This window comes from Rhodococcus artemisiae, from assembly GCF_036327795.1.
GTDB lineage: Bacteria > Actinomycetota > Actinomycetes > Mycobacteriales > Mycobacteriaceae > Rhodococcus > Rhodococcus artemisiae.
The window spans coordinates 1-15,868 of record NZ_JAUTXY010000011.1 but is presented as its reverse complement, the minus strand read 5'-3'; the positions used below and the strand labels follow the sequence as shown (position 1 = coordinate 15,868).

The following is a 15,868-nucleotide window of genomic DNA, read 5'->3' as shown; positions in this document are numbered from 1 at the left end:
CGCCGGGACGTTACCTGAGTAGTACCCCAATTCACGCGACATGAATGGCGAATACGCAGGCCATGGGGCCGGGTGTCAATTTACCCGTCAGTAATGTCCTGATATGTACGCAGGTTTGTCAAGGAGGCAGGGCGAGGCGGCGCCCCGGGGACCGTCATCACAGGGGGCGCCGCCTCTGTATGTCCGGTCGATCATCAGTTGGTGACGAGCGTGTCGGTTTCGACGCGTGGTCAACTCTGATATACGCGGATTGGATACCGCAGGACGGTTATTTGGCTGGAGTGCCTCGCTGTCTAACATCGAGCATGATCCCACACAGGAGTCTGGAATCGCTCATAGGACATTACGCGGATCACTCCCAAGCGCTGCCGTCACCCACCGTGTGATGCGCCGGACGTGCGCGGGGGTCCCTCCGTTCGCGGTCCTTACCCGCAGGTCGTCGGCGACGAGAGGGCGCAAGGTGGAGTCCCCGCAGCACAGCGAGGAGAACCGACCTTGCCGCCCGACCGAGTCGACGACCACACTCGCGGCCGGATGCGAACGGCACCCCCCGGTTGTCAAGGATCGAGCACGGCCAGCGACCAACACCAGCCGGCGAGTTCCCGGGCGATTGCGGTATTGGCCACCGCGGGCCGCTTACGACGGGCATCGAACCCGACCCACCGGTCGTGCAGTCGCCGGTTCGCTAATTGTCCGCGGGCACGGGCCGCGGGACTGGCCTTGTCCCAGCGGTGCTGCAGATTCGCTCCGGGACGATACCGGGGCCGGTGGTGCCAGGCGGCCTCGATCAGCAGACGGCGGGCATGGCCGTTGCCGGTCTTGGTGATCGATCCCTGCGACCTACTCGCTCCGGAGGAGTGTTCGGTGGGCACCAATCCCAGGTAGGAGCCGATCGAGCGGCCGGTGAGACGGTGCCAGTCGCCGATTTCCACCGCCAGGCCGAACGCGGTCAGCGTCGATACTCCACGCAGACAACCGAGCCGGACGGTGACCGGGGTGTACTCGCTGCCGGCGGCCATTGCCGCGATCGCGACGTCGAGTCGGTTCCGTCGGTCGAGCGCGGCGAGCATGGCGTCGTAGGCGCTCTCGTATGCCAGTTGCAGGCCGGGCATCTCAAAGTGCTGGGCGCGGAGCCAGGTGTCGTGCACCTTCGTCCATGCGTGACCGTCGTAGTAGACAACACCTTGTCGCAGAAGTAGTTTCGATATCCGGTGGCGGGCCGACATCAAATCCCGGCGGCAGTCCTCGCGGGCTCGCACCAGATCACGGGCGCCTTCTTGTGCGATGCTGGGCACGACCACGTCGACGATCTGCCCGAGGTGCAGTAGTCGGGCCAGATGCTGTGCATCACGTGTGTCGTTCTTGATCAGGTCGCCGGGTGGTCGTTGCAGTTTCGATGGTGCCGCGACGAGGCATTCGATGTCGGCTGCTGTCAGGGACCGTGCGAGTCCGAACCCGGTGGGGCCGGCTTCGTATGTCACGGCGACTGGATCGGGCAGGGAGCGGATCCAGTGGAGGATCTCGTTGTGGTCGGGTGTCAAGCGGCGTTCGAACAGTTCTCCGGTGTGGCCGTCGAGGCCGCAGGCGACCACCGATCGTGCGTGCACATCCAATCCGATACTGATCCGAAAATGGGGTGAGGGACGTGCGGTCAGAACACGTGCTCTGCTATCCACGTGAGGTGGTCTCACGAGGTTGCGATCGGGGTGGTTCGGATCAGGCTGCCGGGGTGCAGGCGACGGTGTAACCCAGAGCCTCGAGCCCACGAATGTGATTGCGTTTCTTGGTCTCAGGGTTGATGCGACGGGTGTAGTGATCGGCACCGAGGTCTCGGAAGGTGGCCTGCTCGTCGGAGAGCAGATGCCAGACGACGACGAGAATGGAACGTCCGACCGCGACGATGGCACGTTTCTTTCCCCGTTTCGCCAGCCGACGGTAGCGGGCACCGAGGAAGGTGTCGGTCTTCCGGGTTATCACTGCGGCCTCACCGAGAGCTCCGGCAAGGTATGCGTTGCCATGCCCGGAGGAACTGTTGCCCGTCGTCTTTCCGGCCGACGAGTTGATACCAGGGGAGAATTTCGCCCAGGAGCACAGGTGTCCAGCGGTGGGGAACCTCGACATGTCGACCCCGACCTCGGCGATGATCGTCGCGGCGATCACCGCACCGACCCCCGGGATCTCATCGAGCAGGGCGGCCTCCGCCGTGAAAGGCGCCAGATGCACCTCGATCTGCTCGTCGACGGCGGCGATGTCGGCATCAAGGGTATCGATGCGGTTCAGCATCCGAGCCAACAGGAAACCGTGATGGTCATCGAAGTGCCCGTTGAGTGCCTCCTCGAGGAGGTCGATCTTGGTGCGCATCCGGGACCGCGCCTTCTGCGCTAGCATCTTCGGGTCGTGCTGTCCCGCGATCAGGGCGTCCATCATGTCCCGCCCGGAGACTCCGAAGATGTCGGAGGCGACGACGGAGAGTTTGATACAGGGCGTCCTCGAGAAGTTTTTCGACCCGATTCTTCTCGGCCGTGCGGGCGACGACCAGGGTGCTGCGGTAGCGGGTCAGGTCCCGCAACTGCCGGATCGGGCGCGGGGGCACGAAACTCGGCCGCAGCATTTGCCGTTCGGCGACCTTGCACAACCACACCGAATCGAGGACATCGGTCTTCGGCCGACCCGGTAGGTGCTTGACGTCTCGGGCGTTGACCAGCCACGGGTCGAGTCCGTGCGCCTCCAACAGGTAGAACACCGGTTTCCAGTAATCGGAGGTGGCTTCCATCACCACTCGCTCGATGCCGAGGTCGATCAGGTGATTGGCGAGCTCGGTCAGGGCCCGGCTCATCGTGGCATGGGTGGTGACCTCCTGCAGTCGCCGAGTGGATGTGCCATTGCCTGGGACGCGGACACAGCACACCAGCTCCGCCTTGCCGATGTCGAGTGCCGCGACTCGGGCGATGATCTGTTCCTCGTCGTGAGGTTCGGTGAGCATCTTCTGCTCCTGTTCTGCGCGCATACCGACCTGTCATGGGTGGTCGCCCGTGGGGGTCACAGGAGGGAAAGGAAGAGTGAATCTGATCCTCGTGCTCGTCATCGAATGGCAACATTGAAGGGCCCACGGCGTGATCCCCGCGCCCCGCTCGTACACAGTCTCGAGGAACTAGAGTATCGCGGCGTCGACGGGCGACCACGAGATCATTTTCATCCCTGAACGGGCGTCCCGCCAGGGACACCCGCGCTCGTACGCTGATTCATTACTGGGGCCTCCCACATCTTGTGGCTCTACCGGCGAGGACCCGTTTCCTGTCGGCAACCCACGGTTACATGTGAGTGAGGTCCCAGCCCAGCCCCTCATATCGTCTAACTCGGGTTCAATCGACGAAGGACTCTCGGAGGACGTTCTTGCGGACCTTCCCAGCAGGAGTTCGGGGAAAATCGTCGCGCATCACTCGGATAGACTCCGGCCATTTATGTTTGGCCATTCCGATAGTCTCCAGATAGGAACGGATCCGTTCGAGATTCGGCGGTACGATTCCCGGAGCCACACGCAAAAAGGCCAATCCACGCTCACCTGTTCGGGCGTCGGGTACCGCGACGACGGCAACATCACTGACCCCGTCCATTCCGATCAGCGCCGTTTCAACCTCGGCCGTACTGATATTCATGCCAGACCGAATGATGATGTCCTTCGACCGGCCCACCACGCTGAGACAACCGCGTTCGTCCATGACGCCGATATCCCCGGTGCGGAACCATCCGTCGGCATCGAAAGCATCAGCGGTCAACTCGGGGTCAGTGTATCCGGAGAACAGATCCGGCCCTCGGGTGAGGATATCTCCTCGTACGCCCACAGGAAGGTCTCTACCGCGATGATCAACGATCCGCACTTCGACCCCAGGGCAGGGGATGCCGTCGGTCATGGCCCGCTCTTCGAGCGTCTGCGTCGGGCGCCCGAGTGAGATACTCGGGTGTTCTGTGCATCCATACCCACGGGTCGCGATGATTCCGAGCGCGTCCGCGCGTCTGATGAGATCAGGAGGAACGGCCGCCCCACCGAGCTGTGAGATCTCGATCAACGCCCGATGTTCCGGAGTGCAGTTCGGATGATCGAGCAATGAGGCCAAAAAAAGGGGAGCTCCAGTGCCCGCCGAAAGCCTCTCTCGCGCCATCAAATCCAGCACATATGCGGGATCCCATCCATCGAGCAAATGCACTTCCTGTCCGAGGACCGGGGGAACCAACACCGAAACAAGCATTCCCGTGACGTGGCTGATCGGTGAGGTACTGGCGAGAGGACGGGTGCGGGCCGCCAGAAACGGAGCCATGTGGAGTCGTATCTCGGCCGCAAGGGCACGGTGACTGAGGATCACTCCCTTCGGCTCCGCGGTAGTGCCGGAAGTCCATCCGATGACTGCGGGCGAGGCCGGATCGACTCGCGCAGGCTCGGTCAACGCGTCGCCCTCGATGATGTCACAGAAACGTAGGGCGCCTTGCGGAACCGGCTCATCACCTATCACGATGACGTTGTCCAGATAGGGCAGGTGGGAGCGGATCGAATTCACTTCATCGAGCGGAACGCGGGTGCCTACCCTGTCTGAAATCAGGACGGTGCGCGCAGCGCAGGCGTTGAGGATGAACTGTAGGTCTTTGCCTGCGTGGCTGATGTCGATCGGAACGAGCACTGCGCCAAGGAGTGCGAGGCCGTAGAAGGCGGCAGTGGATTCGGCACTGTTGGGCAGTTGGAACGCCACTCGATCTCCCGGGCGGACGCCCAGTCGGCGAAGTCCACCCGCGAGTCGGCGCCCTGTCGCCGCGATGTCGGCGAGCGAGCCCTCCCATGGTCGATGCGTGGAGTGAACGCAGAACTTCTGTGCGCCAGAGTCGACGAGAGCGTCCGCCAGAATCGAAGGTAGCGTACTGCCGTCCCACCATCCGGCTGCGGTATATCGCGCTTCAAGCATGCGTGGAGTCACTCTTTGCTCCCCGTGTAGGTCCATCCCGGCAGCGTCACTATACATGTATACTTTTCTTTGCGTCACGGTATCGGCGCAACTGGGCGACACTCTCGAGCAAATGTCCATCACCCCTGGCTGCAATCAACTTTACATGTAAGAATAAGGGCATGAAAACTGAGTTCCGATACGACTTGCCGGACGAACTGAACGTCGTTAGCGACGGCGGCGTTCGTATAGTGACGCTCAACCGACCACTGGAGCTCAACGCGGCCAACCATGCGCTGCACCTGGGGCTGAGTCGAGTGTGGGATCAGTTGGGCTCCGATCCGGCTGCTCGGGCGGTGCTCCTGACCGGAAGCGGGCGGGCGTTCAGTGCCGGCGGAGACTTCGGCTACATGCAGGAGAACATCGACAACCCTGAGGTACGCGAGCGCACGATGCGCGAAGGACGGCGCATCGTAGAGGGAATTGTGCGGTGCCCGCTGCCGGTAGTCGCCGCCCTCAATGGCCCTGCCGTCGGCCTGGGGTGCAGCCTGGCCGTGCTGTCGGACATTCTGTTGATGTCGGACCGCAGCTTTCTCGCAGATCCTCATCTGCAGATGGGACTGGTTCCCGGTGACGGTGGCATGGCGTGGCCGTTGGCCGTGGGACTGTCCCGGGCTAAGCAGTACCTGCTTCTCGGGGAGAGGATTCTGCCCGAACAGGCGGTTCAGTTCGGGCTGGCCAGCCGTGTGGTGGCATCCGGTGAACTCGAATCAGAGGCACTCGCGCTCACTCACCGCCTGGCAGCGATGCCGGCCAAGGCGGTCCAGGACACGAAGAAGGCCTTGAACTCGTACGTCGAGTTACATCTGGAGGGTGCGTTCGCGGCAGGCTTCACCGGAGAACTCGACAGCATGGCGTCGACGGAGCACGCGGACGCTGTGAGTCGGGCACGTTCACGGAGCGCGGCAAGGCAGTAGGAAAGAAGCACGGCGCGCACGTGGGGGCGCGCCGCGCCGTACTTCCTTTGTACATCGCGCGAGGGCAGGGACCTTTCTGCCTGCAGGTGGTCGGACAGCGAGCATCCGTCCCGCGCTGGTGTCAGTGCGTGAGTTCGTCGCGCAGCACTCGTCGTAGCAGTTTGCCTGTCGGCGAGTAGGGTAGCGATTCGCGAAACTCCAGCGATTTGGGGATCTTGAACTTTGCGAGTGAATGCGCTGTCGCCGAAAGGATTTCTCGAGCGAGCGCGTCGCCGGCTTCGACCGTTGATGACGGGACGACCACGGCGTGCACGCGCTGACCCCATTCGTCGTCGGGCAAGCCGAGCACGGCTATGTCATCGATGGCGGCGTGGACCCTCATCACGTCCTCGATCTCGGCGGGGTAGATGTTCACCCCGCCCGACAAGATCATGTCGGTCCGTCGATCGACGATGAACAACCATCCGTCCTGATCGATGTAGGCCATATCACCTGTGGTGAAGTATGTCCCGAGGCGAGCAGCCGCGGTCTTGTCCGGATCACCGAAGTACTCGGAGGTCAGTCCGCCCGGATTCTGTATCCATAACGTCCCGACCTCGCCGGCCGGCAATGGGTTATGGAGGTCGTCGAGAATCTTCATATGCGCCCCATTGCCGTCGGCACGGCCGACGCTTCCGGGGTGTTCGAGCCAGTCAGCAGATGTAATGCTCGTGCCATAACCCTCAGAAGAGGCGTAATACTCGAACAGCACCGGCCCCAGCCATTCCAGCATGCGGCGCTTGGTTGGGATCGGGGTAGCGGCTCCCGAGTGGGACACGACTTTCAGGGAACCGGTGTCATACCGTCGCCGTTCAGCGATCGACAGCTGGAGCAGACGATGGAAGTGTATGGGCGCCATTTGCGCTGTGGTGACCCCGTAATGCTGGACTTTTTGGAGGAAGCTCCTACTGTCCCATTTCTCCATGAGCACGACGGTGTGTCCGTGATGTAATGCCTGCAATCCCCAACCGAGTGGCGCCCCGTGGTAGAGAGGGCCGGTAATTATGCTGACGGCATCGAGATCGTGTTCCATCCCCCGCAATGCCATCATCGGATCGATCGACTGCGCGGCGGTTTCCGGGTCCACCTTGTGGGCAGGCCAGTGGACCCCCTTGGGTCTCCCTGTTGTTCCGGAGGTGTATAACATCACCGACCCGTGAACTCGTTCCGGCGGAGGCGCCTCGCTTCTCCGGTCGATGAAGTCGGCAAACATGCGACCTGCCGAGGTGGGGTAGCCCAGCGTGATGCATCGATCAAGGGGCAGCGCGGTCGTCGATAGGGCGCGCCTTGCCGCTGAGAGATGCCGTTCTTCGACGAAAAGTAACTTACTACTGCTGCTGTCGATAATGTATGCGATCTCGGACGCCGTGAGGTGATAGTTCACCGGCACAACCTTGATCCCGACCTGCTCGGCTCCGAGGAGAAGCGCCAGGAAGTCAGCTGTGTTGGACGATAGCAGCGCGACTTTGTCGCCGACCTGCAGACCTTCGCCGCGTAGAGCATGGGAGATACGGTTGGCAACCCTATAGAGGTCGCCGTACGTGACCGACGCGCCACTCGCCTCAATCACCGCAACTTTATCCGGAACCTCACCGGCGTACTGGTAGAAATTCGCGCACACGGTACGCATCCCGGCCTCCTCAATAGTTGAGATCATGGATAGTCGAGATAATGCTGTCCGATTGGGCTGCAACGGAACTCCTCGACCGGTGCGCGGCCGAGCGTCGATATCTCGGATTCGAATACCTCGCAGGTGAAGACACCCGAAGCCGATGGACTCCTTCTCCACCTGCGCGACCCTTCACTGCTACTTGGGCAACACTCCCGGTGTGTCGGGAAAGTTGATGGCGACCCGGGCATGCGTGCCGCCGTCGGTGGCGGGCAGGCACACACCGGACATGTACGCGGACTCGTCGGAAGCGAGGAACAACGCCACATTGGCATTGTCCCGCAGGTTCGGGGGCCGGTTCAACCGCAGGGGCATGGCGGCGTGGTCCTTGACCCAGGGGCCCGTCACTTCTTCGTACGACTTTCCGAGGACCTCCGCCTCGAGGGGAAGCGGAAGGTTGGCGGACATTCCGTGGGTGGGACACAAAGCGTTGATGCGGATTCCGTATTTGCCGAGATCGAACGACAGTGCCTTCACCAAGCCGTTGGCACCGTGTTTCGACGCGGTATAGCTCACGAAACCTGGGTATGCCACGAGGCTGGCAGCTGACGTGGTGACGACGATAGTGCCGTATTCCTGTTTCTTCATAGCCCTGAACGCCGCTTTGGATGTGAGAAATACACCGGTCAGGTTGGTGTCTTGGACCGCCTGCCAGTTCTCGAGCGTGAGTTCATCGAAAGCAACAGTGCCGAAACCGACCTCGCCGATCCCGGCATTGGCGAACATGATGTCGAGGCGCCCGTAGGTGGAAACAGCAAGGTCGACCGCCGCATTCATTTCTTCTTCGACTCGTACGTCGGCCTTCATCCATACCGCTTCACCGCCGGCGTCGATTACCTCGGATGCAACCTTCTCGCTCCGCTTGGAGGACAGGTCGGTGACGACCACCTTGGCGCCTTCGGCGGAGAACAGTAATGCGCACTCGCGGCCCAATCCTGAACCGCCACCTGTGATGACCACTACTTTGTCTGACAAACGCATGGGTTGACTCCCCTGTAGTCTGCGCGACAGACCGGGTTGTGTGACCTGTCCGCTGCTGACGGATGGTACCGTTACTTTACAAGTAAAGTGGGCTGGATAACAGGGTAGACCCTCTCGGCTCACGAAAGTCGTACTTCGAAGGAACAGCACGCGGTCCAACGCCGCGAGTTGGTCGACACGGACAGGCGGACGGACCTCATGATTCGAGCAAGCGGACCGGTGCCCGTACTGAGTGGACGCGTGGCGCTGGTGACAGGTGGCGGCAGGGGCCTCGGCCGAGCCCACGCCATCGCACTGGCACAGGCTGGTGCGAAGGTCCTTGTTAACGATCTCGGGACGACGTTGAACGGATCCGGACGAGACGGTGAACCGGCCGCTGGAGTCGCCGCCGAAATCTGCGCGATGGGCGGTACTGCGATTGCCGATGTGCATGACATCGCGTCAGTCTCGGGCGGTCGGGCGGCGGTCGAGGCAGCGCTGGATCACTTCGGGCGGCTCGATATTGTTGTCAACAACGCTGGTTTCGCGCACGGAGGCGGAACCGTCGAGTGCCCCAACGAGGGGGAGTTCGATTCTCTGATGGCGGTGCATGTCAAGGCGGCGATGGGAACGATGAGCGCAGCAATACCCCACATGCGGTCCCAGGGATACGGGCGAATAATCAATACCGTCTCGGAGGTGGCCCTCGACGCCCGGTCAGGCGGATCACTGGGATATTCTGCGGCCAAGGCGGCATTGTGGTCGATCACGATGACCAGTGCATCGCAAGTGGCCGAGCATCGAATTACGGTCAACGCAATTTCGCCCGCCGCCCGCACTCGTATGAGCGCAGAACACCTGCGCTCATACGGACGAGTCCATGACCCGGATGGCGGCGTCAGCGATCTCGGCCCCGAACACGTAGCCCGAGTAGTCGTGTACCTGTCGTCTCCTGCCGCCGCGGACGTTACGGGCCGTGTCGTGCACGTAGCCGGCCGGCAACTACGCGAGTACGAATTACGTCGAACACCGAATACCGAGCTCGTTGAACGAGTTTCTACCGCACCGGCACCGAGACGACAGACCTGATGGTTGGTACGGGCCACTTCCCTTCAGGGTTGCCCAGGTCGAAGCTCGACGAACAGGCCTTCGGCGTCGGACACGACAACGTCCCCATCCAGGAGGCGCCCTGAGGCGTACCTTTTACGTCCTTCTTCGCGATCGAGGGTGGCCTCGAGTCGAAGTTGTTTGCCGACTGGTGTGATGTGTCGATAGTTGACGTGAATGTATGCGGTGCGCGCAATGCTACGGCCGCTACTGTTGGCGAGGCGACCCAGGACCTCATCGAAAAGCAAGGGGAGCGATCCCCCGTGCGCCGCGCCGTTTCCCCCGAGATGAAACGGAGTAAACGTCACGCGGGCCTCGACCCGAGTGTCGGACCATTGGTCGACGATGTGGGGCAGAAGAAATGGGTGGCCTCGACCCGGTAGGTCCAGCCTGCTCCCCGCCGGCCTTGCCGATTCCCCGACCTCGTATTCGGCGAGACGATCGGCAAGTTCTCCAAGCTGCTCCGCGAACTCGGGTACGAGTACTGCCGGCAGGTGCGCGGCCACGAAGGAGTCTTGAACGCGCCGCATTTGCGCGACGAGTTTCGGGTAATCGGAACCACCGCGTTTCATCATCGCGCCGAGGTGAGCCCAGCTGTCTGTCTGGGCGCCATGATCCGTTGAAGCTTCTTCATCGGGCGATGCTTCACGGGCGCTGTTTTCCATCACGAAGGATCCTCCTTTTCAGGGTTCAGAACCCCATCGATCGGCCGATCAGGTCCTTCATGATCTCGTTCGTCCCCCCGTAGAGGCGTTGCACCCGTGCGTCACGCCACAGGCGTGCGATCTCGTACTCGTTGACGTATCCGTATCCGCCGTGGAGTTGCAGGCAACGGTCCAAGATCTCCCACTGTGTCTCGGTGGCCCACCATTTAGCGCCCGCAGCCTCCTCTGCCGTCAACTCATCGGCGTTCACCGCAAGAATGCACTGGTCGACATAGGTCGTCATAACGTCGACTTTCGTGCGCATCTCCGCGATGGCATGTCTGTTGACCTGGAAGTGTCCGATCTCTTGGCCGAACGCCTTACGCTCGTGCGCGTAGTCGACAGTTAGCGCGAGAGCGCGCCGAGCCTGGGCCACGGCATGGACGGCGATGCCGAGTCGTTCGGCGGGGAGATTCTGCATGAGGTGATAGAAACCGCGGTTCTCCTCACCGATCAGGTTCTCAGCCGGTACCCGAACGTCCTGGAAGAACAGCTCTGCAGTATCGGCTGATTTCTGCCCGATCTTGTCCAGCTTTCGACCGCGGCTGAACCCCTCCATACCGTCTTCGACTACGAGCAAGGAGATGCCCTGATGCGGCTTGTCGGCCTGCGGATCGGTCCGGCAAACCACCAGGACCAAGTCCGCCAGAATCCCGTTGCTGATGAACGTCTTGGAACCATTGAGGATGTAGTGGTCGCCATCCTTCCGGGCAGTGGTTGCGATCCGCGCCAGATCAGAGCCGGCTCCGGGTTCGGACATGGCGATGGCGGTGATGTACTCACCCGTTACGTACTTGGGCAGCCAGCGCTTCTTCTGCTCGTCGGTGGTCAGCTCGGTGAAATATCCGGCGACGATGTCGTTCTGCACACCGAGGCCTAGGCCGACCGCCCCCGTCGCGTGAAACTCTTCGTTCAAAATCGCATTGAATCGAAAGTCCTTGATGCCCAATCCCCCGAACTCCTCGGGCATCTCCCAGCCGATCAAGCCGTGTGCGCCCGCCTTCTTCCACACGTCACGGTCGACTTGGCCGGACTTCTCCCATCGCTCGGTATGGGGGACGCACTCCTTCTCGAAGAAGGACCGTGCGGTGTGCCGGAACTGCTCGTGTTCCGGCACAAAGATACTTCGGCGCATGAGCTTAACCTTCTTGTCGTTCGGTAGGAGCTGCAGCAATGATGCTCGCGATTACTGCCTATACATGTATAGTACACTTGCATCGATTCCCACCAGCCCCTTCGGTCCGGCTCGACTCCGGGTGGAGTCGGCCTCGCGGATCAGGCCCACTTCCCGCAAAAAGGTGACAGATGTCCACTGAAGTACTCATTGAGCGACGAGATCGAGTTCTGGTGATCACGATCAATCGGCCTGATACGCGCAATGCGGTGAACGCCGCCGTCAGCAGGGGCCTTGCGGATGCAATGACGGAACTCGACCGATCGCCCGAGTTGTCCATAGCTGTTGTGACCGGCTCGGGAGGGAACTTCTGCGCAGGAATGGATCTCAAAGCGTTCTTGGCAGGAGAGGAAATTACCGTCGTCGGCCGCGGCCTCGGTTTCACCGAAGGTCCGCCCCGTAAACCAGTGATCGCGGCGGTGGAAGGATTCGCACTCGCGGGTGGTACCGAGCTCGTGCTGGCATGCGACCTCGTAGTCGCATCCCGGACCGCCCGTTTCGGGATCCCCGAAGTCAAGCGCGGCCTAGCTGCCGGCGGAGGCGGTCTGCTTCGACTTCCGACACGCATTCCGTATCAGGTAGCGATGGAGTTGGCCCTCACTGGCGATAGTTTCACTGCCGAGCGGGGACACGCACTCGGGTTCGTCAATCGACTCACCGAGGAAGGCGAGGCGCTCTCTGGTGCCCTCGAACTGGCTGAACGGATCACTGAAAACGGTCCACTTGCGGTGACGGCATCCAAGGAAGTCATCTGTCAGTCCAGTGGATGGTCGGGCGTGGAGGCATTTACCCGCCAATGGGAGATCCTCGCCCCAGTGTTCGAATCCGCCGATGCCATCGAAGGCGCGAGAGCCTTCGCTGAAAAACGCCCCCCGATCTGGCAGGGCCGATAAGCGTGCGGCATATGTTGTCGCTCGAGAACGGAGTAGCTGTGTCGTTGTCGCAAAGTGTCGCACTGGTAACCGGAGGCGCCGGTGGTCTCGGCGAAGCCGTCGTCCGTCGCCTGTACGAGGAAGGATGCACGGTCGTTATCGCGGACCTGGCCGATGACAAGGCTGTCGCGCTCGCCGATGAACTCGGGGAACGGGCGGTCTACGTGAAAACCGACGTGACGAGCGAAACAGACGTGATCGCGGCAATTGAAGCCGCGACGCGGTTGGGAGTTCTCCGATACTCGGTCATAGCGCACGGCGGGTTCGGAGTCGCAGAGAAGGTTGTAAACAGGGACGGCAGCCCAGGCAGTCTCGACGGCTTCACGAAGACCTTGGACATCTACCTCACCGGCACCTACAACGTACTGCGTTTGGTGGCTGCTCAGCTGGCGACGAACAAACCCGACGACGACGGCTGTCGTGGTGCAGTGGTCGCTACCGCGTCGATCGCGGCCTACGAGGGACAGATCGGTCAAGCCGCGTACGCAGCGGCGAAAGCCGGAGTGGTGGGCCTCACCCTTGCCGCAGCGCGAGACCTCAGCTCAATAGGGGTGCGAGTCAACACGATCGCGCCAGGAACGATGCGTACTCCGATCATGGAGTCGGTCGGGGAGGAGATGCTGGCGAAGTTCAGGGCAAGCGTGCCCTTCCCGAAGCGCCTCGGGACACCCGATGAGTTTGCAGACCTCGCGCTGTTCTTGTTGGCCAACGGCTACATGAACGGCGAAGTCGTTCGTCTGGACGGCGCCCAACGATTTGCGCCCCGGTAGGAAATCCCGACCTCGATCCCTCGATTGGAAGTGAACAGTATGCGAGACGCTGTAATCATCGAAGCAGTCCGTACCCCCATCGGTAAGCGGAACGGGGGCCTGGCAGATGTGCACGCTGTCGCGCTCTCGGCCCTCGTACTGGACGAGCTCGTTCGCCGTACCGGCATCGACCCGGCCATCATCGACGATGTCCACTGGGGGAACGTGATCAGTCTTGGGCAGCAGTCGGGGAACATCGGGAGGATGGCGGTTCTCGCCGCTGGTTGGCCGGAATCGGTTCCCGGTTTCACCATCGACCGCCAATGTGGTTCGTCGCAACAGGCCATCTCTACCGCTGCCGCAGCTGTGGTGTCAGGGCAAGCAGATCTCGTAATCGCCGGCGGAGTAGAAGTCATGTCAGCGGTTCCGATGACCGCAGCGGTCGTTCCCGGCACAGGGGAAATGGGCGGACCCGCTGTCGAGCGCTACGCGGATCAACTCAGCGAAGCAGGATTCGAAGGTCGCTTCAACCAGGGTGCGGGAGCCGAAAAGATAGCCACCCAATGGAATTTGTCCCGGACTCGTTTGGACGAGTACTCCATCGAATCACACGAGCGGGCGGCGACAGCACAGGATTCTGGCGCGTTTGTCAATGAGATTGTGTCTGTTCGAACCCCTGACGGCGACATCTCGGCCGACGAAGGCGTACGCCGGGGTTCGACATTGGAGAAGCTCGGCAAACTTCCCGCACCGTTTGTTGCGGATGGAAAGATTACGGCGGGTAACGCCTCTCAGATCTCTGACGGTGCGGCGGGACTGCTCGTAACGACATCGGAAAACGCCCGCAGACTCGGGGTCACGCCCATCGCTCGCGTCCACACCGCTGTGGTCACCGGTGACGATCCAGTGAAAATGCTTACCGGTCCGATTCCGGCGACGGCATTGGCGCTGAAGCGCGCTGGGCTGAGTATCGACGAGATTGACGCCTTCGAAGTCAACGAAGCCTTCGCTCCTGTCCCTCTCGCCTGGCAGATCGAAACTGGAGCCCGGATGGACAGGCTCAATCCTCTGGGTGGAGCGATCGCTCTCGGACACCCGCTCGGTTGCTCAGGGGCCAGACTGGCCACCACACTGATCCATCACCTCGAACGGACCGGCGGTCGGTATGGCCTTCAGACGATGTGCGAGGGAGGGGGTACCGCGAATGCAACCATCTTCGAGCGACTTCCCTAACAGCATTCAACTTCCCACACTACAGAGCGCGAGGTGGCCAAGTGTACAATGTTCAGCTTGATGCCGGCCTGCTACTCCTACGTGTGGTCGTCGGATCGACAATGGCGGCACACGGGTGCTACAAGTTCCTCGGTGGGGGCAGGATCGCTGGAACCGCCCGCTGGTTCGACAGCATCGGCATGAAGCCGGGGAAGGTTCAGGCGTTGCTTGCCGCAAGTACCGAAGTGGGGGCAGGATTGCTTCTTGCGCTGGGGTTGTTCACGCCTCTGGCTGGCGCTGCGTTCGTGGCACTGATGGCGGTGGCGAGTTACACCGTCCACCGTGGTCACGGATTCTTCGTCACTGGCAACGGATGGGAATACAACGTCGTTCTCGCGACAATCGGAGTTGCCTTAGCTGCAACAGGTCCCGGTCGGTGGTCGCTCGATCATGCGATCGGCATTGATGTCTGGAATGGGTGGTGGGCTCCGGCGATCGCGGCAGTCGGCGGGCTCGCCGCCGCGGCCGCCCTACTCGGCCTCTTCTTTCGTACCCCAATCGCTGTACACAGCGGCGACACCGGTTAACAGCCTCAACGCACCGATCATCTGATGCTGTCGTCGTGACTTTCGTTGCGCGGCTTGATTCGAAGCGTGTGCTCAGGTGGTCGCCCGTTCTCTCGTGTCGTAGGCGGACGAAGAAGCATCTGTAGGGACGGCCGAACACCTTGTCGAACAGGGTGTTCCACGCGGTCGCTACGGCAAACGCTGGGGTAGGTGCAACGTCAACCGGCGAGCCGAGTACGCGATCCGGACAGGAACCGACACGAGGGTCCGCCAGGCAGTGCCGGCGAACGCCCTCCTCAACCGCGGGTCGGCGGCAAGGGTAGCAGCGGAGCAGGTGAGGTTGGGGGCTATCACCGCGCGGACCCAATCATGCGGAGCTCTATTTGTTCTGGCTACGTATCAATAAGGAACGAGCCGCCGTGCGATCCATGTTCACCATGACCAGCTCGAACGAGTGCGCCGATCCCGGGCGCTGGGGGAGGGTCGCTCCCTAGACCAGATCTCTCTGCCAGGTCTGCAATGCCATCGACGCGCGGGCGTTCACAACGCTCATAACCGGTGGACGATGCGGTACGCGCATGGCCCAGTGTGCTCGTGGGCGCAGGGTGATGTATGCACGCGTCGCATGGACTGTATGGAGGGCGTAGGATACCGATGTCGAATAGCTCCTCTATGTGATTCGCTATTCGGCACGGTCATAGCTGCGTGTCTCTGACGCGTCATACCGGTGTGATCACGTATTCGAAGATCATGAGTTCTTCGGTGTAGCACGGCGGAGTGCCGGGTAGGAAGCCCATGTCATGCCGGCTTGAGCCGCATGTGGCTCCAACGAGGCCGTCTTGAATCCG

At 61.7% G+C, this 15,868-nt stretch carries 12 protein-coding genes and 2 pseudogenes; 6 read left to right on the top strand and 8 right to left on the bottom strand.

All coding sequences use genetic code 11. The features are described 5' to 3' along the window. Window positions 1-557: 557 nt before the first annotated feature. The 3 genes and pseudogenes from Q7514_RS21420 to Q7514_RS21410 all read right to left on the bottom strand — a co-directional run bounded on the left by Q7514_RS21420 (window position 558) and on the right by Q7514_RS21410 (window position 4,952). Window positions 558-1,655 (bottom strand): IS110 family RNA-guided transposase, encoded by a 1,098-nt coding sequence (locus Q7514_RS21420; RefSeq protein WP_456239150.1) that lies wholly within the window; start codon window positions 1,653-1,655, stop codon window positions 558-560. Window positions 1,656-1,716: 61 nt separating this feature from the next. Continuing rightward, window positions 1,717-2,983: pseudogene (locus Q7514_RS33330) on the bottom strand (IS110 family RNA-guided transposase). Between the two features lie 379 nt (window positions 2,984-3,362). Next, window positions 3,363-4,952 (bottom strand): AMP-binding protein, encoded by a 1,590-nt coding sequence (locus tag Q7514_RS21410; protein WP_330135448.1) that lies wholly within the window; start codon window positions 4,950-4,952, stop codon window positions 3,363-3,365. A gap of 161 nt (window positions 4,953-5,113) precedes the next feature. Here Q7514_RS21410 and Q7514_RS21405 point away from each other — a divergent pair, with 161 nt between their 5' ends. After that, entirely contained in the window at window positions 5,114-5,908 is a 795-nt protein-coding gene (locus tag Q7514_RS21405) for an enoyl-CoA hydratase/isomerase family protein (protein ID WP_330135279.1), read from the top strand. Between the two features lie 121 nt (window positions 5,909-6,029). Here the strand turns inward: Q7514_RS21405 and Q7514_RS21400 are convergent, their stop codons facing one another. Together Q7514_RS21400 and Q7514_RS21395 are read right to left on the bottom strand one after the other, a co-directional pair. Then, window positions 6,030-7,604 carry an AMP-binding protein gene (locus Q7514_RS21400; RefSeq protein WP_330135278.1) on the bottom strand — a complete coding sequence of 525 codons (1,575 nt, stop codon included), beginning with the start codon at window positions 7,602-7,604 and terminating at the stop codon, window positions 6,030-6,032. Window positions 7,605-7,754: 150 nt separating this feature from the next. Beyond that, window positions 7,755-8,597: an SDR family NAD(P)-dependent oxidoreductase gene (locus Q7514_RS21395; protein ID WP_330135277.1), complete on the bottom strand. Its 843-nt coding sequence runs from the start codon at window positions 8,595-8,597 to the stop codon at window positions 7,755-7,757. Window positions 8,598-8,795: 198 nt separating this feature from the next. On the opposite strand from Q7514_RS21395, the gene Q7514_RS21390 reads away from it, so the two are divergent. Next, on the top strand, window positions 8,796-9,665 hold the full coding sequence (locus Q7514_RS21390; RefSeq protein WP_330135276.1) for an SDR family NAD(P)-dependent oxidoreductase: 870 nt from the start codon (window positions 8,796-8,798) through the stop codon (window positions 9,663-9,665). A 23-nt stretch (window positions 9,666-9,688) separates the two neighbouring features. Here Q7514_RS21390 and Q7514_RS21385 read toward each other — a convergent pair whose 3' ends face one another. Both Q7514_RS21385 and Q7514_RS21380 read right to left on the bottom strand, forming a co-directional pair. Beyond that, on the bottom strand, window positions 9,689-10,348 hold the full coding sequence (locus Q7514_RS21385; protein ID WP_330135447.1) for a PaaI family thioesterase: 660 nt from the start codon (window positions 10,346-10,348) through the stop codon (window positions 9,689-9,691). A 25-nt stretch (window positions 10,349-10,373) separates the two neighbouring features. After that, window positions 10,374-11,522 (bottom strand): acyl-CoA dehydrogenase family protein, encoded by a 1,149-nt coding sequence (locus tag Q7514_RS21380; RefSeq protein ID WP_330135275.1) that lies wholly within the window; start codon window positions 11,520-11,522, stop codon window positions 10,374-10,376. A gap of 170 nt (window positions 11,523-11,692) precedes the next feature. Here Q7514_RS21380 and Q7514_RS21375 point away from each other — a divergent pair, with 170 nt between their 5' ends. Genes Q7514_RS21375 through Q7514_RS21360 form a run of 4 tightly spaced genes read left to right on the top strand, consistent with a single transcriptional unit; the run spans window position 11,693 to window position 15,041 of the window. Beyond that, window positions 11,693-12,454, top strand: coding sequence for a crotonase/enoyl-CoA hydratase family protein (locus tag Q7514_RS21375; protein ID WP_330135274.1), 762 nt, complete (start codon window positions 11,693-11,695; stop codon window positions 12,452-12,454). 38 nt (window positions 12,455-12,492) lie between these two features. Beyond that, a complete protein-coding gene (locus Q7514_RS21370) occupies window positions 12,493-13,263 on the top strand; it encodes an SDR family oxidoreductase (RefSeq protein ID WP_330135273.1) in 771 nt (256 codons plus the stop codon). Between the two features lie 39 nt (window positions 13,264-13,302). After that, the gene (locus tag Q7514_RS21365) at window positions 13,303-14,475 is read left to right on the top strand and encodes a thiolase family protein (RefSeq protein ID WP_330135272.1); all 1,173 of its coding nucleotides are present in this window, start codon (window positions 13,303-13,305) and stop codon (window positions 14,473-14,475) included. 41 nt (window positions 14,476-14,516) lie between these two features. Further along, window positions 14,517-15,041, top strand: coding sequence for a DoxX family protein (locus Q7514_RS21360; RefSeq protein WP_330135271.1), 525 nt, complete (start codon window positions 14,517-14,519; stop codon window positions 15,039-15,041). A 127-nt stretch (window positions 15,042-15,168) separates the two neighbouring features. Here the strand turns inward: Q7514_RS21360 and Q7514_RS21355 are convergent. Then, window positions 15,169-15,383 (bottom strand): annotated as a pseudogene (locus Q7514_RS21355) (IS1380 family transposase); the annotation flags it as partial. Between the last annotated feature and the right edge of the window lie 485 nt (window positions 15,384-15,868).

Coding starts and splice junctions, on each gene's coding strand:
- Q7514_RS21410 (WP_330135448.1), bottom strand. CDS start 4,952: ATGCTTGAAGCGCGATATACCGCAGCCGGATGGTGGGACGGCAGTACG.
- Q7514_RS21405 (WP_330135279.1), top strand. CDS start 5,114: ATGAAAACTGAGTTCCGATACGACTTGCCGGACGAACTGAACGTCGTT.
- Q7514_RS21400 (WP_330135278.1), bottom strand. CDS start 7,604: ATGATCTCAACTATTGAGGAGGCCGGGATGCGTACCGTGTGCGCGAAT.
- Q7514_RS21395 (WP_330135277.1), bottom strand. CDS start 8,597: ATGCGTTTGTCAGACAAAGTAGTGGTCATCACAGGTGGCGGTTCAGGA.
- Q7514_RS21390 (WP_330135276.1), top strand. CDS start 8,796: ATGATTCGAGCAAGCGGACCGGTGCCCGTACTGAGTGGACGCGTGGCG.
- Q7514_RS21385 (WP_330135447.1), bottom strand. CDS start 10,348: ATGGAAAACAGCGCCCGTGAAGCATCGCCCGATGAAGAAGCTTCAACG.
- Q7514_RS21380 (WP_330135275.1), bottom strand. CDS start 11,522: ATGCGCCGAAGTATCTTTGTGCCGGAACACGAGCAGTTCCGGCACACC.
- Q7514_RS21375 (WP_330135274.1), top strand. CDS start 11,693: ATGTCCACTGAAGTACTCATTGAGCGACGAGATCGAGTTCTGGTGATC.
- Q7514_RS21365 (WP_330135272.1), top strand. CDS start 13,303: ATGCGAGACGCTGTAATCATCGAAGCAGTCCGTACCCCCATCGGTAAG.